Annotated in this window: 18 protein-coding genes; 7 read left to right on the forward strand and 11 right to left on the reverse strand. The window is 54.8% G+C overall.

The window, feature by feature from the left end:
* Positions 1-73 precede the first annotated feature (73 nt).
* The 3 genes from PSR63_RS13565 to PSR63_RS13575 all read right to left on the reverse strand — a co-directional run bounded on the left by PSR63_RS13565 (position 74) and on the right by PSR63_RS13575 (position 5,044).
* Positions 74-466, reverse strand: coding sequence for a diacylglycerol kinase (locus PSR63_RS13565; protein ID WP_274333995.1), 393 nt, complete (start codon positions 464-466; stop codon positions 74-76).
* 26 nt (positions 467-492) lie between these two features.
* Positions 493-3,498, reverse strand: coding sequence for an organic solvent tolerance protein OstA (locus tag PSR63_RS13570; protein ID WP_274333996.1), 3,006 nt, complete (start codon positions 3,496-3,498; stop codon positions 493-495).
* A 226-nt stretch (positions 3,499-3,724) separates the two neighbouring features.
* The gene (locus tag PSR63_RS13575; RefSeq protein WP_274333997.1) at positions 3,725-5,044 is read right to left on the reverse strand and encodes a hypothetical protein; all 1,320 of its coding nucleotides are present in this window, start codon (positions 5,042-5,044) and stop codon (positions 3,725-3,727) included.
* Positions 5,045-5,151: 107 nt separating this feature from the next.
* On the opposite strand from PSR63_RS13575, the gene PSR63_RS13580 reads away from it, so the two are divergent.
* Entirely contained in the window at positions 5,152-7,437 is a 2,286-nt protein-coding gene (locus tag PSR63_RS13580) for an efflux RND transporter permease subunit (protein ID WP_274333998.1), read from the forward strand.
* A 395-nt stretch (positions 7,438-7,832) separates the two neighbouring features.
* Here PSR63_RS13580 and PSR63_RS13585 read toward each other — a convergent pair whose 3' ends face one another.
* The 3 genes from PSR63_RS13585 to PSR63_RS13595 are packed head-to-tail and all read right to left on the reverse strand — an operon-like array spanning position 7,833 to position 11,034.
* Entirely contained in the window at positions 7,833-8,654 is an 822-nt protein-coding gene (locus tag PSR63_RS13585) for a carbohydrate ABC transporter permease (protein WP_274333999.1), read from the reverse strand.
* Entirely contained in the window at positions 8,651-10,027 is a 1,377-nt protein-coding gene (locus PSR63_RS13590; protein WP_274334000.1) for an extracellular solute-binding protein, read from the reverse strand. Before PSR63_RS13590 ends, PSR63_RS13585 begins: the two co-directional genes overlap by 4 nt.
* Positions 10,027-11,034 (reverse strand): carbohydrate ABC transporter permease, encoded by a 1,008-nt coding sequence (locus tag PSR63_RS13595; protein WP_274334001.1) that lies wholly within the window; start codon positions 11,032-11,034, stop codon positions 10,027-10,029. The genes PSR63_RS13590 and PSR63_RS13595 overlap by 1 nt, the downstream gene beginning before the upstream one ends.
* Positions 11,035-11,269: 235 nt before the next feature.
* Between PSR63_RS13595 and PSR63_RS13600 the strand changes: the two genes are divergently transcribed.
* Entirely contained in the window at positions 11,270-13,501 is a 2,232-nt protein-coding gene (locus tag PSR63_RS13600; protein WP_274334002.1) for a penicillin acylase family protein, read from the forward strand.
* Here PSR63_RS13600 and PSR63_RS13605 read toward each other — a convergent pair.
* The 3 genes from PSR63_RS13605 to PSR63_RS13615 form a co-directional block, all read right to left on the reverse strand.
* Positions 13,452-13,664, reverse strand: a complete 213-nt coding sequence (locus PSR63_RS13605; RefSeq protein ID WP_274334003.1) for a hypothetical protein — start codon at positions 13,662-13,664, stop codon at positions 13,452-13,454. The genes PSR63_RS13600 and PSR63_RS13605 overlap by 50 nt on opposite strands.
* Positions 13,665-13,691: 27 nt before the next feature.
* A complete protein-coding gene (locus PSR63_RS13610; RefSeq protein ID WP_274334004.1) occupies positions 13,692-14,312 on the reverse strand; it encodes a DUF6677 family protein in 621 nt (206 codons plus the stop codon).
* 166 nt (positions 14,313-14,478) lie between these two features.
* Entirely contained in the window at positions 14,479-15,216 is a 738-nt protein-coding gene (locus tag PSR63_RS13615) for an ATP-binding protein (protein ID WP_274334005.1), read from the reverse strand.
* Positions 15,217-15,359: 143 nt separating this feature from the next.
* Here PSR63_RS13615 and PSR63_RS13620 point away from each other — a divergent pair, with 143 nt between their 5' ends.
* Positions 15,360-16,064 (forward strand): RsmE family RNA methyltransferase, encoded by a 705-nt coding sequence (locus PSR63_RS13620; RefSeq protein WP_274334006.1) that lies wholly within the window; start codon positions 15,360-15,362, stop codon positions 16,062-16,064.
* Here the strand turns inward: PSR63_RS13620 and PSR63_RS13625 are convergent.
* Both PSR63_RS13625 and PSR63_RS13630 read right to left on the reverse strand, forming a co-directional pair.
* Complete coding sequence (locus tag PSR63_RS13625) at positions 16,033-16,551, reverse strand: hypothetical protein (protein WP_274334007.1); 519 nt, start codon at positions 16,549-16,551, stop codon at positions 16,033-16,035. The two genes, PSR63_RS13620 and PSR63_RS13625, sit on opposite strands and share 32 nt — an antisense overlap.
* A gap of 78 nt (positions 16,552-16,629) precedes the next feature.
* Complete coding sequence (locus tag PSR63_RS13630; RefSeq protein ID WP_274334008.1) at positions 16,630-17,415, reverse strand: sugar phosphate isomerase/epimerase family protein; 786 nt, start codon at positions 17,413-17,415, stop codon at positions 16,630-16,632.
* Positions 17,416-17,619: 204 nt separating this feature from the next.
* On the opposite strand from PSR63_RS13630, the gene PSR63_RS13635 reads away from it, so the two are divergent.
* From PSR63_RS13635 to PSR63_RS13650, 4 genes are all read left to right on the forward strand, one after another.
* On the forward strand, positions 17,620-20,286 hold the full coding sequence (locus tag PSR63_RS13635) for a hypothetical protein (protein ID WP_274334009.1): 2,667 nt from the start codon (positions 17,620-17,622) through the stop codon (positions 20,284-20,286).
* Positions 20,287-20,332: 46 nt separating this feature from the next.
* Positions 20,333-21,151 (forward strand): Nif3-like dinuclear metal center hexameric protein, encoded by an 819-nt coding sequence (locus PSR63_RS13640; RefSeq protein WP_274334010.1) that lies wholly within the window; start codon positions 20,333-20,335, stop codon positions 21,149-21,151.
* A gap of 293 nt (positions 21,152-21,444) precedes the next feature.
* Positions 21,445-22,185 (forward strand): glycosyltransferase family 2 protein, encoded by a 741-nt coding sequence (locus PSR63_RS13645; protein WP_274334011.1) that lies wholly within the window; start codon positions 21,445-21,447, stop codon positions 22,183-22,185.
* Positions 22,186-22,210: 25 nt separating this feature from the next.
* Positions 22,211-23,824 (forward strand): hypothetical protein, encoded by a 1,614-nt coding sequence (locus tag PSR63_RS13650; protein WP_274334012.1) that lies wholly within the window; start codon positions 22,211-22,213, stop codon positions 23,822-23,824.
* The last annotated feature ends 30 nt before the right edge of the window (positions 23,825-23,854 follow it).

Here is a 23,854-nt window from a genome sequence, read left to right on the forward strand (position 1 = left end):
GACAGTGCCCTGCAGTATTCACCCTACTGCAGGGTACTGTTTTTTCTTGAGCACCGCTGCGGACGATCGTTGGCTAGTTGGCTAGTGGTGGACTCCACCAAAACCAAAACGGTTGCCAGAACAAAAAGAAGCCCACACCGACAGCAAATAGGCTGCTCGTCAGGACGGCCGCACTACCGATGTCTAAGGCAATTCGGATGTGCTCGTTCGGTTGATCATCGACCGCCTTGGCCAAGCACTCAATCGCCGTGTTGAATAGCTCAGCGACGATTACAGAGCCGATCGTGAGGATTAAGACCGACCAGCGGCCGTAATCGAATTGAAGCAGTGCAGCACCAGAGAACGCGAGAGCAGCCGCAGGTAGGTGAACAGCGAAGCTCCCTTCGCTGCGTATCGCCCAAGCAAGTCCCGAGAATGCCAGGCCGAACTTGCGGATCCAGCCGCGAGGTGTCATTTCGTTCTTCATCGCGATCTGATCCTCAGGCAAACGCGTTACTCGAGCCCGTAAGCCCCCAGCGGTGGCAAAGGCTCGCCGTTGATCTTGCTGTATTGTCCGGTCGCAAAGAATCGGGGTTCAAAGTTAATGCCAATACCGACATTGTTCCGGCTGGTATCGACGTTGAAGTTGAATGTGAACATGCTCGATTCGCCGATTCGGGTCAGGAAGATATTCTGACCCAGATTCGTGTTCTCTTTCAGGTCGTAGGCCGTTCCCAGCCCGCCAAACCACTTTTCGCTCAATCGATACTGTAGCGATGCGACGATCAACTGGGTCTCGAACGGTTGAATTGTGTTGGTATAGCTGAGGTAAAGGTTTCCGATCTGTGTGCGGTTGATATAGCTACCGACCGTGATGGTCTGTAGGCCATCGTCAAACAGGTCCCAGAAACCGTTCGAGAAGACATTGAAACGATTGCCGATCTGCCAGTCGAATTGATAGTTCATCAGGCCGACGGTCTCACCGAAGTTGTCTCGATCGGCGTCAGGGAACAAGGTGCCACCCACATCAAACTTGATCCAGTCAATGATCTTCTCGTTGCCAGGACCGCCACGTTTGGTCTGCCAGGTTTGTCGCAGCTGAAGATTGGCCGCCGCGACATCATCGGCGATTTCACCCACAGGCGAGGTCACCCATCCTTGCTGATTCGTACGGAAGGCGTAGTAGCGAGGATCGACTGCGTTGGGGACAGGCGTGCCGGCAGGAAGGCCGTAGGTGTTGAACTTGAAGCGACGCTGGAAAGCCTCTTGCGAGTCATCGTTGATATTGTTGTAGATCGCCATACGCGAGAGGTCTTGGCTCGAGTCGGCGTAGTAGAGGTCGCCATAGAGCGTGACCTTATGCGCGATGCCATTGATGTTCAGCAACTGGCTTTGAGCGGCTCGATTGACGCTCCAGGCCATGATGCTGCCGCGAATACCCCCTTGAGCATATCCCCGCAGCAGATCATCGCCGTTAATGTCTTGTCCCTGGTAAGTAACATCCCCTAGGGCATACGGGGTTATCTTCGAGCCAAACAATTCCATGGGAAGATCGATTTCGTGTCGCGTTGTGCCTACCAATCCTTCTACATCGACTTCGTAGGCAAGCGGATCGTACGTGGCGGCGTCGACTGGGTCTTCTGGTGCAGTCGAAGGTCTCAGGCGAGCGTAGCCAATCGACGAGTGCGAGAAATAGGTCAAGCGATCGAATAGCAGAGGTTGTCCCAGCATGTAGTGATCGAGCTTGGGCATCCACTCGGTCTGCATGAAGAAGTCGTTCACGCGCGACGAACCGTAAATATTGAAGCTCTGGTTGTCCACAAGCTTCTTAAGCTCGAACGACGTGTCGAAATCTTTCTGGGTGTCCCAGTCCTTTTCGTAGTAAGACTCAAGGAAATTACGGTCAGAAATCAAACCAAGTTCGCCGGTGAATTGCCAGTCGAAGAAGGTCATCTGGCGGTGACGCCCCCACACACGACCACGTAAATCGGTCTCAGGTGTCAGGTCGCGTCGATCGGCCCCCAAGTTATCTTTGCCAGTGTCGTAGATCCCCCACGCATCCAGGAAGCCAGTCGCCGGATTGTTGAAGTAGGGGAAATACGTCTGGTTGAAATTGAAACGTGTGCCGACGCCAACGCCGCGTTCCGATAGGAAGTCGAGGTCGGTGACCCACTCGGTGCCTTCCCAAGGTTGGTCGATCCCCAGGATTTCGTAGTTGTCGAACTCGCTGCGGACCTGGAATCCAAAGACGTCATCGTTCTTGAAGCTGATCTTGTTTAAGTAGAAGACCGGATCATTGATGTCGGCGGAAAGGACCGGCCAGTAAAACACCGGGTAGCCACCAAAGTAGAGGGTGTTATTCCGCGAAGTCGCCAGGCGTTTGTGGTCGATCTTCGGCTGACCCGTCAGTGGATCGATCTGTACTTCGCCCGTAATCGGGTTCATGACAGTCGACTGCTGGTCGGTGTATTCGATCTGGTTCGACTGGAACCAATAGCGTGGCACGCCCATGCGGCTGGTGGTGATCGCCGCACCAAATGCCTGGTAGCGATCTCGATTCACTCGCTGCAGAACATCAGCCTTCAGGCGGACCAGGCCCTGGTACTCTGGCACCGGGGTTAACAGTTCGGCGTTCAGGATCGTGCCATATTCTTCGGCGACGTTGTAATACATGCGTTCGGCATAGACGACCTGCTCGCCTTGGCGGAAAACGACGTTGCCTTCCAGGTACAGCTCGTAAGCGCCATCACCAGTGACCCCTTCGGGGCTGGTCAATCCTTCAATCCCGTTCTTTGACCAGACAATCGCACGATCGGCAAGGAGGCTCACCGTATCGAGTTCGCTCAGCCCCTCAACAATCAGGTTCATACCGGCGTCGAACTTGGCAATCGTTTCGCCGGTGTTCGGATCAGTATCGACTTCCAGCTGATAGCCATTGGTATAGCGTTGTAAGAGGCGAACTCGAATCTCTGGCTGGGCAATCGAAATGGCCGGCGGCATCGGCTGGCCTGCTTCGAATTGGATTTGCTGAATGGGGGCCTGGATCGGTTCTTTCGGTGCGAAGTCTTCGTCCGATGGCTGTGCATTACGGCCACGGTGATAAATGGCCGGAGCTACCGCAGGAGGAGCTTTGGTCGGATCGACGGGCAATTGAATACGCGAGGTCGTGTAGAGTTGCCCCAGCCACGATGTGTCTTCCAGACGAACCTGGCCCGCTTCCGCATCGCGGTAGGTAACATTGACCTGGTTTTCGAGGTAGACGGTGACCTTGTGAGGGACTAAGCGAAATGGCTGGGCGTACTCGATCCAAAGTACGGCGTCTTTTCCTTTCAACACCGTCTTGTCTTGGACGATCTCGCAATCGCCACGCAAGATCCAGACTTCTTGCTCACCATCTTGCCAGTGACGCGCGTCGTTGGCGCGAATGTAGATCGGTCGTGTCGCGTCTGATTGGGGAAGATGAATTTCGGCGAACGATGTTGCCGATAAGATCCCAAGCAAGACCCACGCCGCGCACATCGTCAGCGCACGCGTGAAGCACGCGGAACCGCACCAGGGTTTAGACTGGCGCGTCTTCGGACTTGTCCTGTGAGGGGGAAACAGGGTCCTGGCTTCCTTGCCGATTGACTCTGACTTGTTAGGAATTCTCAGGTCGCATGCGAGTTATTCTTTGGCGACGCGAGAGTTTAAAGCGGGGCGGATTATAGGGATGCGCCCAGACCAGAGCAAGCCAGCTTCGGGCTGATTACCGCTTGGATAGCCGATTCCAGAACAACTCGATTCCTGCACATGCTAGCACGGCGAGAATCGGAACCAGCGGCGAACGCATTCGCATGTTGCTCCAAAAGAAGATATGGACCAGCGTAAAGCTCGCTAGCAACATCAATGCGGCAATCCAGCCAGGCTTTCGCAGGTCTTTGCCGAGAGCGAAAAGACCTGCGATTACCAGTGCAAACTGCACGAGGTACCACGCTCCAATCGCATACCGGACCAGCATACGCTTGCTGCTTTCTTCGTCTGAAAGCGCATTGGGAAGAAGCCGCCAGAACATGGTGAATCGAACCAAGGCACTGTAGGCAGCCATGTCGGGGTTCTGCTTCATCGTATCGATGGCTTCCCGATACGCGGCCCGATCGCGACTCAATTCGCTAGCAGACGTACCCAGGTTTGGGTTGCGGCGGGCAAAGCGTCGATGGAATTCCGTGTTGTCCCAGACTGGAGTGCTGCCACTTCTTAGGTATTCGTAGTAGGAATCGTTGTTTCCCCAGAGCAGGGTGTGACCACCATGGGTCGTCCCGAGCACCGGGGCTTCGAACACGAGTAGATTCCGGACGACCCAAGGCGCGAGTAGGAACAGAAGCATCAAGCCGTAAGCAAGCACGGATGAGATTCGCAGCTTCCAGCCGCGGCAACAAAACCAAATAGCGATCGGCAACACGGCTGCCCAAACCAAAAAGGTAGGCCGGCAGAATATGGCCAGTCCGATCGCCCCAGCGATGTTTATGGCGCTAATGGTCGCGTCGCGACTTCCACGTGCATCGTCGCTTGCGAGGTTCTTGGTGACCAGGGACGAAACGGCAACCAGCGTCAAAATTGCCAGACAGGTTGCCAGTGTCTCGGTCATCACCAGGGTTGACTGATTCAGCAGGATGGGATCGATCGCCACCAGCAGCCCGGCCAAGCTGCGCCAGCGACCCAGGCCCATCTGAATGGACCAAAAGAACGTCAGGCCTACCGTGACGACGCCCAGAACAACATGCAGGAGTAGAACTTCTTCCGGCAATACATTTCGCGAAATGCTGGTGACCGCCAAAAGAAGCGGATAAAGTGGCGGGCGAAATGCGGTTGGTTCAGCAGGGTCATCCAGCGTAAAGGAATGAATACGCAGGATATTGTCGGCCAGGAGTCGATAGCTGTCGGGATCCTCTGAGAAGTTCTCGTACTGCAGGTAGCCGATGCCGCCACGAATCAGCAGCGCGACGACCAAGACGACATACCATTGCCAATCCAACCAGACGCTTTCGCGACGAGGCGAAGTGGGAGAGGCATCGCTCGTAGAATCCATCGTGGTGACCGATCAATAGAAGCCGACTCGTACGACCAGGGGGACTTCGTAGAATATAACAGACGCGGCACCCGGATGACGATGAGGGCCCCCAACTAGGAATCGTGGTGAAGAAACTATTCGAGAGATGGATCGCTTTACGCTGGCTACTTTTGGCTATCGGGATTGCGCTGACGGTAGGGGCCGTCTATCTAGGACGAGGCCTCTCGTTTGATCGTTCGATCGAAAATATGTTTGCCGCGGACGACCCTCTCATTCAATCGCACGAACGATTCAATCGGATCTTCGGCGGCAACGAGGTCATTCTAGGCGTCTACAAGGACGATCAACTCTTTGCTGACGATGGCAGTGGTCTGGACCGAGTTCGCGCCGTACGAACCAAAATCGAAGAACTGGATGGCGTCAAAGAGGTCCTCTCACTCGATCGCGATCTGACGCGAAACTTCGTGCTCGATCCCGAGTCGGAGGCTGGCATTCAGCTGAAAGAGCTGTTCGCCGGCTACACGCACAATCAAGAAGGCAGCATCGTCGCTTTGCCAATTCAGTTGATCCCCAAGAGTGCAACGACCATAAGTCGTGTCGAGTTGATTGGCCAGATTCGGGCCATCTTCAACGAACTTCCCGAAGGGATGATCACTGGTGAACCGGTCATGGTGGTCGATGGGTTCAAGTACGTGGAAGAGGATGGAGATCGCCTGGGCTGGGCAACCTCCCTTCTGCTGGCGGCGGTGATTCTTCTCGTCTTTCGCAACATCCGCTGGATGATCATTGCCATTGTGGTTGTACAAGTCACTTTGCAATGGACCCATGCGGCCTTGGCCGTAAGTGGTTTGCAGCTGAGTATGGTTAGCTCGATGCTGACGGCGATCGTGACCGTCATTGGTGTCGCAACGGTCGTCCATTACATACTTCGCTTTCGCCAATACCGTGATGAAGGACAAGAGCCGAAGGAGGCCTTGGCATCCGCATCGGGCTACTTGTTGGCTCCGGTATTCTGGGCATGTGCAACCGATGCGGTGGGATTCTCGGCACTGTTGATCACCAGTGTCGGCCCAGTGCACGACTTTGGCATCATGATGGCCGTCGGGGCCATGTTGGTGCTCCCCGCCGTTTTGGTTTTTCTGCCAGGGCTGGTTCTGGCTGGCAGTCCTTGGATGGTAGATCCGGCAAGTCCGTGGGGCGATGCCAAGCTGAGTTCTGGCTTGTCGCGGACGATCAACTCGATCGTAAAGCGGCCTGTGATTCTTACCGTGTTGATTCTGCTGGCGTTCGCCGTTTCGTTGTGGGGGGCCACACGACTTCGCGTGGAAAGCGATTTCACGAAGAACTTCCGCGATACGACGCCGATCGTTCAGGCCTATGCCTTTGTGGAGGATGAACTGGGCGGGGCGGGAGTTTGGGACGTCGCCATCCCCGCGCCAGAACACCTGACGTGGGAATACATCCAAGAAGTTCAGGCATTGGAAGATCGCCTGAGAACCGAGGTCCCGGAGCTTTCCAAGGTGCTGAGCCTGGCCGATGTTGTCTCGGCGATGATGGAAGCTGCTGAGAAGAAGAGCTTCATTCGGCTGCCCAAGTTCACCTTGATGCGTATTGGCATGAAATCGCTTCAAGCTCAACTGCCAGAGACGCTCAATTCGCTCTACTCGAACGACCCCGATAACCCAGACGAATATTGGTTCCGAATCATGCTCCTCTCGAAGGAGCGGCAAGATGCACAGACCAAACAGGAAACGATTGAGGCTGTGCGGCGTGTCGTTGCCGAATTCTACGCCGAGAAGCAGGCCAATGCGAAAGAGGCCGAAGCCGAAGAGGACGACGAAACAACGGTCCACGATAGCGAACCGATCGTCAGTGGCTTTTTTGTGCTGCTGACGCATCTGATCGATAGCCTGATTCGCGACCAGTGGCAATCATTCGCCCTGGCGATCGCCGGCATCGGTTTAACGATGACGCTGGCATTTCGCAGCTTGAAGATGGCCCTGTTGGCCCTGATTCCTAACGTGCTACCTATTTTGATGGTAACCGGGGCATTTGGCCTGCTTGGATACCGAATCAATATGGGTGCCGCCATGATCGCCGCCGTTTCCATGGGGCTGGGGGTCGATGCTTCGATTCATTACATCTATGGATTCCAACGCAGTATTGCGGCGGGACTGACCCCCAGTGCCGCCTTGGTCGAAGTTCAGCAAAGCGTCGGCAAAGCGGTCATATTTGCCACGTTTGCGCTGATCGCAGGCTTCAGTGTGCTGTGCGTAAGTGATTTTGTGCCCACGATTTACTTCGGCGTGCTGGTGGGGCTGACGATGCTTGGGGCGCTGGTGGGAAATCTGATTATCTTGCCCCTTCTCATCAAGCTTCTGGTGATTGGACGGACCGAATCATCGGCCTGACCAACAGGCCGCCGCACTAGCTGAGGTTGATTCGCCGGGGCTTGCTTGCCAATGTGCCGGGCTCTCTGGTAGAATGCGTGGTTTCCACCTGAATAGCTTTCCCCATCAGGGGATTTTTGACTTAGTTTAATAGCGGATACGTAACGGAGAGTTTCGTGGGAACGAAGAAAACTGGTAAGGGTCGACGGAAGATTGGACGCAAGAAGCGACGTATGCGTGCAAAGATCCGTCACCGCAAGAAGTAATTGCGGTGAGCCGTCTTAGGACGTGACTCCCCTACAATTCCCCGCCCCGTCCATGCCGCCGTTGCCTAGGTTAATCAGGCAACGGCATTTCTTTCTGCGCGCCCTATTCGGGTGGGATTTGCTCGTAGTCAAATGCCTTCTTTCGCGACGTCAGTCCTTCAGTCCGGTCGTCGCGATTCCTTTCAGGAACGTTTTCTGGGCGAAGAAGAACAGCACCACAATAGGCAACGTGAACAGTGTTGCGGCTGCCAGCAGTAGGTGCGTTTGATCGGCGTAGCTACTGACGAACTGCTCGAGACCATACGCCAGCGGAAACTTGTCCTTATTGCTCAGGAACAAGAGTGGACCGCTGAAGTCGTTCCAAGCGGCAACGAATTGAAACAGCCCAACGGTCGCCAGGGCCGGCACGGACATGGGCAGGATGATCCGCCAATAGATGCCCCACTCTGAGAGTCCATCGATTCGAGCGGCCTCGCTGATGTCTTCCGGAATCGTGCGAAAGAATTGCCGCAGCAGAAAAATAGAAAACGCATCACCCAGGAACGTCGGCACAATCAACGCCCCGAGCGTGTTGTAGAGCCCTACTTCGCGTAGGAGCAGGAATCGGGGAATCATTGTCACGTGCCAGGGAAGCAGCATTGTGCCAATCAGTACGGCAAACAGCTTATCGCGGCCCCACCATTTCAACTTGGCAAATGCATAGGCAGCCATCGAACAGGAAAGCAAGGTTCCCACGACCGAGCCCAGGCAGAGTACTAGCGTGTTGGAAAGGTATTGCCAGAACGGCATCGAACTGACCGCCGTGGCATAGTTTTCCCACTGCCAGGATTGTGGAATGAGCTGATTCGGATTGGCTTGAATCTCGGTCGGCGATTTGAGCGAACCGGAAAGCATCACGACTAGCGGTACGCTGTAGATCGTCGCGAAGAAGATGAGCAACGCATAGATCGTCGACTTCTGTAGCCAAGTCATTGCTCGTTCCTCGCGCGATCGATTTGCGACTGGATTCTGGCTTCGGCTTCTTTCAGCATTTGCGGAAGATCAGGCTCCTTGGGACTGGACATTGCCGACTCGGCTAGGTTCTTTACCTCGTTATTGAAGTAAGGAGCCCCAGGAATAACAGGGACCGGATATTGGTTCTCGCTGCCTGCCAGTTCGATGAATGTGCGAAACAGCGGTTCCTCGTCCAGGAATTGCTGAAAGGTTGGTTCGTCGACCACGTGCTGAGAAACGGGAATCCAGCCACCGGCCACGCAGGTCTTCGCCGCTGCGGCCTCTTGCCCATCAAAGCCACACCAAAACTTGATGAACTCCCAAGCCCCACGCGAGGCATTGGCTCCTCGTGGGATCACAAAGTTGTTGCCGTTGACCCAGCCTGCGTTGGGTTTGCCGCCAGGTGGTACCGGCAGGGGAATTGCATCGAACTGGGTGACTTCCTCTCGCTTCTCGGCCTGCGACTTCTGAAACGCACGGATGTCATGGACACGCCATTGGCCATCCATGACGACTGCATAACGCTCCGCAAATAGTGGAAATGTTTTGCCAGGAAGGGATTGGTCACCGTGACGGAATCGAGCAATCTCGGAAGGACCGTAGCGATCACGGTAGCTGACCATCCAGGTCAATGCGGACTCGATCTCGGGCGATGTCAGCGTGACTTGGCCATCGCTGGAATCGTAAAACCGACCGCCAAACACAGGACCCCAGGCCCAAATACGCCGCGAGTCTGGCAGATACCCGTGATGCTGGTATGGTTTGGACTGACCCGGCGGAGCGATCGTTTCGGCGATATGGTCCAGGTCGGCGATTGTTTTCGGTGAGGAAAGACCGTAGCGAGCGAGCATCGTTTTGTTGACGTACAGGGCTCGGATATCAAGACCGTTGGGGACGCCGTACAAGCGATTCTCATAAGTCACGAGCCGACGTGCAGCGGGAAAAAGCCACACTTGAAGTCGTTCGACCTCGTCTGGTGTGGCGACTTCGTCCAATGCCAGAATCGCCCCGCGATGTCCCCAATCGGCGATCACGGGATCGTCGATATTCAATAGGTCAGGCGGATCGCCACCGGTAACACTAAGAAAGAACTTCAGGTCGAGGTTGTTGCCTGGCATGGCAATGGGGCGAACGTAGTATTCGTTCTGCGACTCGTTAAACCGCTTGGCAACATCTTCGACAATTGCTCGATCGGCCCCGCCCCAGAAGTGCCAGAAGACAACCTCTTCGCGATCGCTGGGGACTTGGACGTCACTCGCGGTTAGCCATTGCTGTGATGCCAAAAGGCCAATCCCTAGCACGGCAATCAATGCGATCGCGAGCATTCCGCGTAGTGACGAGGAAGCGTTCATTAGCGTACTCCCTCATAAACCCAGCGCCGGGAGGTCGTGAATAAGAACCAGGTAGCGATGCCCAGCAGGGCAAACAGCAGCCATGCCACGGCCGATGCGTACCCCATATTCAAGTGTTGAAACGCACTTAGAAACAAGTGCAAGCTGATGACAAGGGTCGAGTCGGCTGGGGCTCCACGTCCTTCGCTCACGATGTAGATCTGCGTGAAGGCCTGAACCGATTGAATCAGTCCCATGACCAGATTGAAGAAGATGATTGGCGTTAACAGAGGGAGAGTGACATTGACGAATCTTCGGATGGGACCAGCGCCATCGATCCTGGCCGCTTCGTAAAGCGATTTGGGGATGTCGCCAATCGCCGCCAGGTAAATCACCATGAAATTGCCCATGCCCCACAAGCTCATTAAAACGAGGGCGTCTTTCGAGCCGATCGGTGCTGAGTTGTTCGCCCAGGCCGCTTCCGTAAGCGAGTCGGGCGAAACAAGCTCTGCTGGCGAAGCGAACCATTGCGGTTGCCACAGTCCGAGTGAGCCGAGGACGGAGTTCACCAGGCCATCGGCTGGATTCAAGAGCCACATCCACAAGATACTGGCAGCGACTACCGGAATGACCGATGGCAGGTAAAACAGCGTGCGAAAAATCGACTGTCCGCGGATATCGCACGAGAGAAGCGTCGCCAGGCCTACCCCCAAAATGATGGACAGCGGTACCGAGAGCAGCGCGTAGTAGCCAGTATTCCAGAGGGCATGGGCGATCCCAGTGCCGGTGGCGATTTCGTTTGCCAGTTGCTGGTAATTTTCCATCCCCACAAACCGGGGTGGATTGATCAAATCGTACTGGCAAAAGCTCCAGTATAGCGAAACAACAAACGGATAAATGAATAACGCTAAGAGTCCCACCAGCCAGGGACTTGCGAAGCCGGCTGCGGTAATCCATGAACGCCAGCGGCGGCGCGACTCTCGCGAGGCCGTTTCGGCGATGTCTGAACTGTCCGCGTGATGTTGCAAAGCTTAAATCGTACTGTTTTTCAGAGGGGAACGAATTCCTGGATTCCCGGTAAGCGTACTGGTAATCTGTGTAGGGTTGTACCGATCATCCCAGAGACGTTCCCCCTACGATGCCACATTTCGGCCGCGGCGACAAACGGGGTTCGGAACCATGCTACGATGACAATAGGCCTACATTGGTTTCATGAACTTCCCGTGATCGGTGGCCAGGTCAGTTGAAACGGATCGAGAACGAATGGAATTTCCCCGTCTAGCCAGAGATATTTCGATCGAACGCGACGATGCTGGTGTGCCCCATATTCATGCCAAATCGCAGGATGACGCACTGTACGGCTTGGGGTATATGCACGCGACCGACCGGCTGACGCAGATTCTCTTTGCACGAGCGATCGCATCGGGACAGGCTGCCGAAACCATCGCTGCCCGTGACGAGCTGCTGGAAACGGACCGTTTTTTTCGTCGCGTGGGTCTGCACCGAAATCAGCCACGCGAGCGAGACTACTGGCCAGAAGAAACACAGAAGCAAGTCGAGCATTACTGCTCTGGGGTAAATGATGGGATGAAGGCCGTTGGGCACACGTTGCCCATGTGGGCCATCGGCTTTGAAGCGGCTCCCTGGGAACCTGTCTCCGTCTTATACATTGGCAACCTGTTAAGTTTTGGCGGGTTGGCTGTTAGCCAACTGGAAAACGAACGAATCGTCATCGAGCTTATTCAGGCCGGTGGAGATGAAGCCGCATTGCGGGAGCTTTTCCCGGGGCGGCTAGAACACGTCGACTTCGACTTGGTGCGGAAGGTGCATCATGTACGACGAATGTCTGACGAGGCACTGGAAGTTTTGATGGATCTGCCACGTCTGGCGGGCAGTAATGCTTGGGTGGTTGGGCCAACAAAGTCAAAAAGTGGTAGTCCCCTGCTCTGCTCTGATCCGCACCTGGAAACCAACCGATTGCCGGCCATCTGGTACGAAGCCGTGTTGAAGTGGAACGACGAATATGCGGTTGGGGCGACGCTACCGGGGTGTCCCTTGTTTGCCGTCGGGCGAACGAAGAAAGTCAGCTGGGGTGTCACTTACATGAAAGGGGACACGACGGACTTCTTTATTGAAGAGGTCCGTAAGTCGAGAGAAGGAAATTGGCAGTATCGCCGCGAAGAGGATTGGATCGACTTCCAGGTTCGCGAAGAGGGCATTGGCTGCAAGGGCCGGCCGCCTGAGACCATGCGGGTATTTGAGAACCCGCAAGGCGCGCTGGAGGTTGATCCCGAACAGTTTGGCGATGGCTATTACTTTTCATTGGCGTGGACGGGACTGTTTCCCCACTCCGGCATGGCGATTGCCTCGTGGCTGGATATGCTCAATGCCGAGAGTGCGGCCGAGGCGTTGGATGTGGCAAAAGAGTGCCCGCAACCGACGCTTTGCTGGGTAGCAAGCGATGTCGATGGCAACATCGGCTTGCAAGGTAACGGGCGATTCCCACGCCGTCGGTATGATGCCTCTGGTCTTGGCCCTGTTGCGGCATGGGATGCCCGCAATCATTGGCAGGGAATGATCGCGACCGATAAGTTGCCGCGGATCTACAATCCCGAATGCGGCTATATTGCGACGGCGAACGAGGACATCAATGAGCCTGGCAAACCGAAGTTCGTTAGCCAGACATTGCCTGACTATCGGAAGCGGCGGATTGTCGAGCGGCTAGATGAACTTATGCAGATCACGCCTGAAGAAATGCAGAATCTGCAATACGATCTGTTGAGTGTTCAGGCACGCGAGATTCTTCCCCTTCTGCTTGTGTACGCACCAGACGCACTCAAGGAAAAACTGGCTGACTGGGATTTCCGATATGATCCAGAAAGCACCGAGGCAGTCGCGTTTCAACGTTTCTATAGAAATACGCTACTCGAGATTTTTGGGCATGAGCGCGGTATGGGGCCGCGGCGGACGTTGTACCTGGTCTCGCGCGCAGGGTTTTCGAGCATGATTATCGCGGCATGCGATGCGGTATTAAAGAAGGAGACTTCTCTCTGGTGGCAGACACGCGACAAGGGAGAGATGATCCGTACCGCTGGCGAGAAGGTATTGTTGGAACGGGAAATGACCTGGGGCGAGTTCAATAACTTTCACTTCACCGATCGCTTCTTCGGAGGTAGCCAGGTGGGAAGATTGCTAGGGTTTGATAGCCCCAAATATCCGATGCCTGGGTGTCACGCGACGGTGTTCCAAGGGCATGTTCTGCAAACGGCGACGCGAGAATCAACTTTTGCGCCGAGTTACCATTTCGTCACGGATATGAGTACTGATGAGGCCTGGACGAATTTGCCTGGCGGGCCGTGTGAAAGTCGCTTCTCGTGGTACTACAAGAGCGACGTGCCGCTTTGGATGGACGGCGAATACAAGAAGCTTGCCCCCAAGTGGGAACCTAAAGAGACCAGCCTGCCAGAAGAATCACCACAAATACCACCCCCATAAAGCCAAGAATCCATACGGCCGTATCCCAGGCATGCTTCAAGATTGCTGGCCACAACTCGTGACGCGTAGCTCCATAAACGAGGCTTACCACCACGATCAACGGGAAGGCGTAAAGCAGCATCCGAGCGCCAGGGAACATGGCAAACAGGATGAGATCCAACATGGGTAACACTCTCTTGCGGTATGTGTTCTAAGCGGACGCGGAGGTTTCTTTCGACTCGGAATTCTTCGCGTCGGACTCGGGCATATCGTCATCGCCAGAGTCTTCGCCTTGGGCTCTTTTCTTCTTCTCGGAATCAGGCACCATCCAGACGGGGCCTGCTCCGGCATCGTAAATCACCAGCACGTTTAATAGACCAGCGATCATGGTGTACAGCGTACCCATCTCAAACAGGTAGCCGTACGTGCGATGAAGCTCGGCCATTTCGCCATCGATTGGCGGTGCCATGATACGGGCTCCAGCGATCTCGACTGGGTCCATCTTCTGGCGTACCAGTAACGCCTGGGCCAGCGCCGGAAGGGTAGGAAGACCAACGCCCAATTGGCAAATCAAGGGAAGCCGTTTTTCTTCGTTGTCCCACTTGGCATAAACGACCCGACCTCCGCCCATCGAAAGGCCGAGGAAGTAGATCGAGAGAATGCAAACCAGGAACAAAATTCCTTTGCCGCGACGACCCTGGTAGAGGTGTCCCGCACCGGGGATGAGCCATGCCAGGAAGATGGCGGTGGTAGGGTTCTTCAGATCCACTGGGACGGGGGCGAAGGGATCTTGGTCGGCCTTTGGGGAAGCAGACCCGGCATCATTCGACATAGGGTTAAACCGGTAAGAATATTCTGCGTAGGTAATCTCCCAATCTTAGCCGAATACGTCCTGGATTCCAGGCCAGTTGTGGGGGACGTTTCGATGGGGTGCGTGCGTAAGATCAACGCCGGCAAAGACTTTGGAGTGTAAAGCTGCTGCTGGCAGCCCATGCGAATCAAAGAAGTTCTTCGCGAATTGCTTCTACCGTCTCTGGCGTTACCGTTTCGGACTCCGTGGCTTCGACGGCCAGTCGCGAAAGATCGAGAATCTGAGAAATCACCCGAGGCAGCCCTTCCGAATGCTGTGAGACCGCTTCGATCGCAGCCTCGTCGAGCGTAAGGTGAGCATCGGGGAAAGCGGCTTGATAGACCTGCGTGAAGCGAGCGACATCTTCGCTGGTCCAGGCTTCAAGCTCGATTTTCAGGTCGGCCATCTTTAAGAGCCGCACATCGAATGAGCGAAGTTTCGCGCTATCGACCGATAAAACTAGTGAACCGCCAGTCGTTGTCCCGCAGTGCAGTCGGGCTAACGTCAGTAGAATATCCGCCGTTTCCGGTGCCATTTCTTCGACGTGATCGATCACGACGACAACTCGGCGTTCTTCTAACGCATAGGTCGTCAGTTGTTCGCGGATCTGAAACCACAACTCTGTTGGTGTCGTAGCCAGGCCAACATCTGCTTTCAGTTGGATAGCGAGTTCCCACAGAAAGTCTTGCTCGAACGTCCCAGGCGTCTGTAAGTAAGGAACGATCGATCCCTCGCGACGAAGCTTGGAACTCCACTTTTCGAGCAGGGTTGATTTGCCACTTCCCAGAGGCCCGGTTAAAACCGCAACGCGATCCTGACGCTGAAGGGCATACTCCAGTCGGGCGACGGCTTCCAGGTAAGCAGGGCTCTCGAAAAATAGACTCATACAGGCGACAATCAATGGATGGCTGCTAGCTGTCCGCAGCGGTGCTAGCACCACTGCGCAGGGCATTCCTGCCTTGGGATTGTTTCGGTAGAATCCGCCCGCTGTCTTCATGCATTCCTGCTCCTCCATTACGCAAACCCGCAATGTCAGAACGTTTTTTTATCGAGTACCCGCCTAAGGCTGCGGAAGTTACCTTCGATGAAGCGGAATCGCAGCATTTGGCCAAGGTAATGCGGGCCAACTTGGGCGACGTGGTAGTAGGTTTCGACGGCAAGGGAACGGAATACCAGATTGAACTTACGACCATAGGCAAGAAGAAGGTAGTCGGAACCGTCCGCAGCCAAGCCGAGGTCTCGCGAGAAGCATCACGCCGGCTGACGCTTGCCGTAGCGCTACCGAAAGGGGATCGCCAGCGATGGCTGGTCGAAAAGTGCGTGGAACTTGGGGTGACTCGTTTGGTTCCCCTGCTGACCAAACGAGGTGTTGCGCAGCCGGTAGAAAAGGCCATCGAGCGGCTCCGACGTGCGGTGGTCGAAGCGAGTAAGCAGTGTGAACGAAACCACCTGATGGTGGTCGAGCAGGGGCAATCGCTGGAAGAGGTTTTCGCCTCGCGACCTGCGGCTTCCTACTTGCTTCACCCCAGCGGTGAAGCAATTCATCACGATGCCATTGTGCCTGCGAAAGAAGTCTTGGCGATTATCGGCCCTGAGGGCGGCTTCACCGATGAAGAAGTCGCGGAAGCCGCCGAGCATGGTTGCCAGATTGTGAGCCTCGGGCCACGTATTCTTCGTGTCGAGACGGCAGCGCTGGCGATCGCTACTCTGGTGACGGCTCTGCCTGGTCCTTAGCGGCATCGACTGCGTCGCCCAGCTTTTCAATTCGACCGAACAACGCTCCGCCGACTTCACCGTGTGTCCAGGTGCCGGCGTACTTGTCTTCATCGATCACAACGTGTGCACTGAAGGTGCCCATGCCAGGAATGGTTGTCTTATCGAGCGAAATAACGGGGGTCATTCCTGCCCACTTCACTTCCAGTGGCAACGGAAGTTGAACGTCCTTGTCGCCATACTTGATCCGGGCGTTGATCAACCAGATATCGCCTTCTTCCAACTTGCGTACGTTTCGGATCTCGTATCGTTCTGGCTTGGGTGCCTGGTCCTCTTTGCCAGAGATCGTAAACGAGCCGATCAACGCGACGTTGTCGAGTCGTTTCTCGAACAGGGCATAACGTTTGGCTTGGACATCACTAGCCTTCGTCGCCTTTTCTTCCTGGGCGAAAAGCGATGAGCTAAGAAGCAGGGCAACGACTAGCGACAGGCAAGCACTACGCGACATGGGACTTCTCCGAAACGGGGCGAATGGGAATTCGATGTAGTTCATCGTAGCGTGATTCGAAACGTCCGCCAAACAAGATCACGGGATCTGTACATTTCGTAGATATTCGAGCCCGTCGGAGACTTCCTGTACGGGATTCTCTGGGTGTTCTCGTTCGACGCAGAGGTAGCCACGGTAGCGGGCCTCCTCCAGCGAGGCGATCAATAGCGGAAAGTCGACCGTGCCGCGTCCAAGCGGGACTTCGATACCTCGCCCTCGAGCCAGGTCTTTGACACCATCCTTACCACGAACATTCGCGACATACTTGGCGAGCGCCTGGTATGACTCATCGGCCGAGAAGCCATTGATGATGAGTGCTCCGGGATCGAAGTCGACACCAATCGAACCCTCGGGAAGTTGGTCCAGGAATTGTTTCATGACCGGACCGTCGACCTGTCCCGTCTTGGCAGCAAAGGTTACGCCGCAAGAATCGGCATGGCGCGCCAGGTCGTGCAGGACTTCCAGCAGGCGGGTATTGCTCTCGGCGGAGATTTCCTCGTCGATGCCCCCAATATGATTGACCAATACCTTGGCACCCAGGTCATAGGCGGAAGTCATCGCGGCTTTCGTAGCGGCAACGCGTCGATCAAGATCGTCCAGTACGTTGTAACCTCGGCGGGTCGGAAAGCTGACCGAGGCAACTTTCAGGTTGTAGTCGGCCAGTATTTTCTTGAGGTGTCGGATCCCCGTTTTGGTGAGTTCTTCCGGGCGAACTTCATTGCGAAGGTCGATTTCGACGGCATCGGCTTTCAATTCACCGGCCGTTTGCAGGGCCTTGCGGAATGGTTGTCGAAGACTGCGAAGTTGGACGCTCAGTGGAATCATGGACGGTTATTGGCTGAGTTGAAGGGTAGCGGAACGATTCAACGTGACGATCGTGACGGTTGTATCGCTTTTTATCGTGATGGCGAATCGTGGTTTTCGCAAGGTGTGCCTGCGGTCACAGTTTGATGAGCAAGAGTTTAGCGGACTGCGCTCGTTTCTGCGCGGGATAATATTCGCTGAAATCAATTGCCTGGCAACTCGCCGATGATGTCGTTCGCTTTAATACCTCTGATGGTTATCGCCGCAGGCTGGAAGGATGCGCCAATTGAAGAGCGTCATCCGGAGGCGATCGAGCTGTTTCAGTGCGATTTCGAAGAAGATACCGATCTCAACTACGATTTGTGGCCTGATCAATGGACGCGCCGGTCAGGACCAGGCTATCCACGCTATGTCGACGTGGAAATCAGTGATCAAGATGCGGCCAGCAAAGATCGTTCGCTCAATATCCGGCTCGACGGCGGAGCCGCTACGGCATACAGCCCACCGATCGCAGTACGGGATATCTTCAGTTATGTGCTGGAAGGGCAAATCAAAACCGAGGGACTCGAGTTTGATAAAGCCTACATCTCGCTCACCTTCTTCAATGACAAGCAGCAGCCGGTCGAAACGTACTACTCGGAAAAGTTCAAAGAGACCGGTGGATGGGTTAAAGTCCGAATCGGTCCTATCGCCCCTAAAAATAGCAACCTGGATTTAGCCGTGATCGGCCTGCATGTTGGGCCGGAAGGCGATGTCGATGAAGACCTTACTGGAAATGCCAGGTTCGACGATCTGTGGTTTGCTCGTCTGCCGAAGATGACGCTTGAAACCGCCGATGGCGGCAGCGTCTACCATGACGACCAACCAATCAAGGTGAACTGCACGGTCTCAGGAATCTTGGAACAAAACCCAACCGTCATCTTTGAACTAGTTGACGTTGGGCGTCAATCGCTTGCGCGGCAAGAGAGCAAGCTGGAAGGAAGAGTGGTTGCTCGCAAGGCCGAGAAAATCTCAGAACTGTTCGGCAAGAAGGCCTATCAGGACGAGAACTGGGATGTTGGCTACGCTGGCAACATTCAGTGGGAACCACCGATCGAGCAGAATGGTTACTACGAAATCCGCGCCACGATGATGGGTAGTTCGGGATTGATGCACCGCCGTGTGATGACGGTCGCGGTCGTTTCTCGAGATACAGTTCCCGAGCGAGGTGAGTTTGGTTGGTCGCTGCCGACCGGAGAAGAGCCGCTCGATTTTCAACGCATGTTTGACCTTCTGGTCACTGCCGGCGTGAACTGGGTGAAGTTCCCCGTATGGTACAACGACGACGACTTTGAACGGGCCAACAACATTGCCCGCTTTGCCGAGCGTTTGCACAAACACAACATTAATGTGGTGGCGGTGATTGATAAGCCGCCTGCCGACATTCGGAACTTGTTTGGTGAACAGGAGACGATGCTGGTAGCAAATGTCTTCGCCGAGCCCTTGTTGTGGCGCCCCTATGTCGAACCGATTCTGACGCGTCTTTCACTCACCGTACACTATTGGCAGCTTGGTGCTGATGGTGATGTGAGCTTTGTTGGCTATACAAATCTGCAGGAAAAACTTCGGCAGATTCGCCAGGAACTACGTACTAGCGGGCAAGACATTGAACTGGGGATCCCCTGGCGATGGATGGCCGATACACCTCAGGGAAAAGATCTCCCCTATGACTTTCTGGCTTACTCAATCTTGCCACCTAGCGGAAGTATGGCTGGCTTGATACCGATGACGAAGGACGAGTTGGGAAGCTATCTGGAAAAATCGGAAGGCACGACAACTCGCTTCGCTACGATTTATCCTTTGCCTCGTTCCAAGTACACCACAGAGGAACGGGCGAGAGACTTGGTTGAAAAGATGGTGTCCGCCAAGATTCACCGGGCAGACGCGGCGTTCATTCCCAAGCCGTTCGATAGCGAATATGGCCTGATGAACGAAAATGGTTCTCCGTCCGAGTTGCTGTTGCCTTGGCGAACGACCGCGCGGTTGATCTCTGGGACGGAATACCTGGGAGCGATTCAATTACCCAACAAGAGTCGCAACCACGTATTTGCCCGCGGCAATCGCACAGTCATGCTCGTTTGGAATTCGCGCGAGACGAACGAAGTGTTGTATCTCGGAGATGACGTCAAAGTCATCGACCTGTGGGGCCGAGAGGTATCACCTCAGCAAGAAGGTAATAAACAGATCATTCCTGTCGGTCCGATTCCACAGTTTCTGGTGGGATTGAACGACAGCGTAGCCAAATTACGGTTGGCCTTTCAGTTTTCGCCTTCGGAATTAGAGAGTGACTTTGGAAGAACCCAGCGTATTGATGCGACTGTGCGGAATTCATTCCCAACAGCGATCAGTGGGGTCGCACGTTTGGTCGCTCCGGATGTCTGGAATGTGAATCCCGGTACACTTCGATTCAAGCTGACTCGTGGTGGTGAGCTGAAATCGCCTTACAAAGTCTTGCTGCGGGCAGATGCCGATAGTGGCTTGCAGCCGGTACGCATTGACTTCCAGGTCAGTGCCGATAAGGAATACGCATTCAGCGTCTACCGCGACATTCTCGTTGGCAGTGGAATGATGCAGGTTGAATCGACGTCGTCGTTCGACAAAGAAACTGGCGAATTGGTAATCGAAGCAACCATCCACAATCTGCAAGAACAACTCATTTCTTTTGATAGTTTGCTGTATGCCACCGGTCGCCGGCAAATGCGTCAACGTGTCATGAATTTCGGGTTGGGGCGTACGTCCATTGTCTACCGAATTCCCGATGCGGATGACCTGAAGGGAAGCACGATCCTGCTCCGTTTGCGAGAAATCGGCGGTACCCGGGTTTTCAATCACCGCGTGGAAGTCGAGGATTAAGGGAACAAGCGATTTGTGCCCTTCACTATCCTGACGAGAATCTCCCGTGGCTGAAACTTTGAACCTGACGAGCGTCTGCGAGTTCTTAGAACGATTCGCCCCCAGCCAATTGGCCGAGTCTTGGGACAATGTTGGTCTGCTCGTGGGCGACCAGACGCAGTCGATCGAAGGCATCGTGACCTGCCTGACCGTTACGCCTGAGGTCGTCGACGAGGCGATCGAAGCGGACGCTGATCTGATCGTTACGCATCATCCGATGCCTTTCCGACCTCTCAAGCAGATCACCACCGACAACACCGTCGGGCAGATGCTCTTGAAGCTGATTCAAAATAAGATCGCCGTGTATAGTCCGCACACGGCGTTCGATTCCTGTGCCGAAGGGATTAACCATCAACTGGCAACCGGCATTGGTTTGACCGGTGTCCGACCCTTAGTACCGGTCGACTTGCTGGACGCCCCAGAGCCAACTTCCCTGGTTGGTACAGGGCGTTGGGGTAAGTTCGCCGAAGGCAGTATGCCACTGGCTCGTATCGCCGAGTTGGCTAAGCAAGTGACCAGTGCTCCGATGGTCAAAGTGGTTGGTCGAGGAACGGCTGAGATTGAATCCGTCGCCGTTGGTTGTGGATCGGCCGGCGAACTTCTTTCCGCGACAATCGAGAACAAGGTCGGCTGTCTGATCCTGGGGGAAACCAGTTTTCATACCTGTCTCGAGGCCAAAGCACAGAATGTCGCGTTGGTGCTCGTGGGTCATTATGCGAGCGAGCGGTTTGCGGTAGAGAAGTTGGCGACGGTTTTGTCCGAGGCATTTCCAACGGCTAATGTGTGGAGCAGCAGGCAAGAAGCGGATCCCATTCATTTCGCCTGAAAAATCTGCTCCGAGCGTTGCAACGCTGGATAATACTCGGCATCCAAACTAATGTTGCCACAACGGTTGTGTCCTCAGATGCGTTTTACCCCCCAGGTTGCGTTGATTCTGTTGGGTGGTTTTATCGATATAACGCCTTTGGATAACAATAGTTAGGGCAATTGGAGTGCTCTCGTCTATCGCCTTTTCTCTGGTGGATAGGCCGTTGGGGCAGTCGACTTAAGTTGACTTCCTCGCACAATGGTTATCAAAAGCCCTCGGTAAATTAACTTAGCGCACGATTGGCGAACTTTATGAAACATCGCGAGAAGTCACTCATCGCCCTGCCGGTCTATAACGAAGCGAGCACTATTCATGCGGTTTTGGACCAGGTCGTCGGCTACGGGCATCCCGTGCTGGTAGTCAATGATGGTTCGACGGATGACACGCTGAAGCTTCTACAGCAGCGTGATGACATTATCGTCGTGACGCACGAAAAGAACTCAGGGTACGGCGCTGCCCTGCTTACCGCGTTTCAATATGCCGACGATCATGATTTCGACATCGTCGTGACGATGGATTGTGATGGTCAGCACGAGCCACAGCTGATTCCTAAGTTCATCAAGGCGTGTCGCTCGGTTGATATCGTTTCAGGCAGCCGCTATCTCAAGCAGTTCGATGGCCAGAGCGAGCCACCGGCTCAGCGGCTCTTCATTAATCGCCGGGTCACGTCGGAACTGAACCGACTGCTCGGTTTTCAACTGACCGATTCGTTCTGCGGATTCAAAGCGTATCGCGTCGAGGCTCTCAAGAAGCTGAACGTGACGGAGACAGGCTACGCAATGCCACTTGAGCTTTGGGTTGAATCCGCCAAGGCCGGATTGAATATCGTCGAACTGCCTGTTCCATTGATCTATCTCGACGAGAATCGTTCGTTTGGTGGTGCGTTAGACGATGGAAGCACGCGTCTGAACTACTACCATTTTGTCTTGGATCGCAGCCTTGCCCGTAGTGGTTTGGCCAGTACCGGCGCTCAGACCATGGCTTCGTGCTGAACTACTCGCCTAAGAAACTCTTCGTATGACTGCCGAGCAATCCGGAATCCGGTATCAACGAGTTCGTGCGCCGCGCAGTCACGGTGAAGTTCTGGTCCAGCCCAGCCCGCTGATTGCGGAGCGTCTGATTGCCGAGAATCGCTCGAAGTTGGCTGCAGCGGGTAATCGTCCGTTGGGATATGGCGATGTCGAGCTCGATACAATACGCCTCCAGGCACGCGAAGATATCCTGAGAATCGCCCGGGAGCATACGTCTTCCTATCGCGATGTCTCCGACGTGCCTGCTTCCGATGCCCCGGTGATCATGACTGGGCATCAGCCGGCGCTCTATCATCCCGGTGTGTGGTTCAAGAATTTTCTGGCGGACCGAATCGCTGCACACGTGCAAGGGATTGCGATCAATGTCATCATCGATAACGACGTCGCACCGACTCCTTCGATTTCGGCACTCACTGGCACACCTGACGATCCTCGCCCGACACGGATTGCCTACGACCAACCTGGACCGCGAGTTGCCTGGGAAATGACCCATGCTCAGTCGATCGAAACGCTACGATCATTTGCCGAGCGCGTCGAGAAAACATTTCAACCGTTTGTTGCTAATCCCTTAGTAACTCAGTTTTGGCCACAAGTCATCGCAGGTGTTGAGGCAGACAAGCCGTTGGGCTTGGCCTTTTCTGCGGCTCGCAACGATCTGGAAGCATCGTTCGGTCTGCATATCCTGGACGTTCCTCTAAGTTCTTTGTGCCAGACCGAATGGTTTTGCCGTGTTGTGGGCTGCATTCTCATGAACTCGCGGGGCTACCGCGGGGTCTACAATCAAAGTGTGCAGCAATATCGCGACGTTCATAAGATCCGGAGTACCTCTCACCCAGTGCCCGACCTGGGAGCGGACGAAAACTGGGGGGAAGTGCCGTTCTGGGTTTGGACGAAAGAGAACGCAAGTCGGCGCGGGCTATGGGTTTCGGGCTCAGACGACCAGATGACGCTGTCGGATCAAGCAGGCTGGCAGATCAAGTTGCCCTGTGACCAGGACCTGCCCAGTCGACTTCAGCAACTAACGTCGCAAGGCATTTACATCCGTCCGCGGGCCTTAATGACGACGACCATCCTGCGGCTGGTCGCGTCCGATCTTTTCATCCATGGGATTGGTGGTGCCAAGTACGATCAGGTTACCGACGAGATCAATCGTCAATTCTTCAGCTTCGAACCGCCAGAGTACGTGACGGCCACCGCCACGGCCAACTTGCCGATCGATGTTCACCTGAAAAGCAGCGATGATCTTCAGGAAATAGAAGGTCGACTGCGTGATGCCGAGTTCAATCCCCAGCGTGCGATCGATGGAGTCATGGGAGATGGCCCCAATTGGCAATCACTTTTAGAACAAAAGATGCGTTTGATTGCCAATGTTCCAAATTTTCCAGAAAAACGTTTGTGGCATCGACAGCTGGAAGAAGTGAATTCGAAGTTGCGAAATCAAATCGCGGAACCTGTTGCGCGCCTTCGAATTGAGCGCGACGAGGTTGTCAGTCAACTTCATCAGAAGCAGTTGCTGACATCGCGTGAATACTCGCTTTTGCTCTTCCCTGAGGATGGTTTGCGGAATTTGCTACTGGACCTTGCTGAAAAAGAGATTTAATCTAAAGGGAGAGTTCACTTCGCAAAGGGA

Origin of the sequence: Bremerella sp. P1 (assembly GCF_028748185.1) — a bacterium.
Lineage (GTDB): Bacteria > Planctomycetota > Planctomycetia > Pirellulales > Pirellulaceae > Bremerella.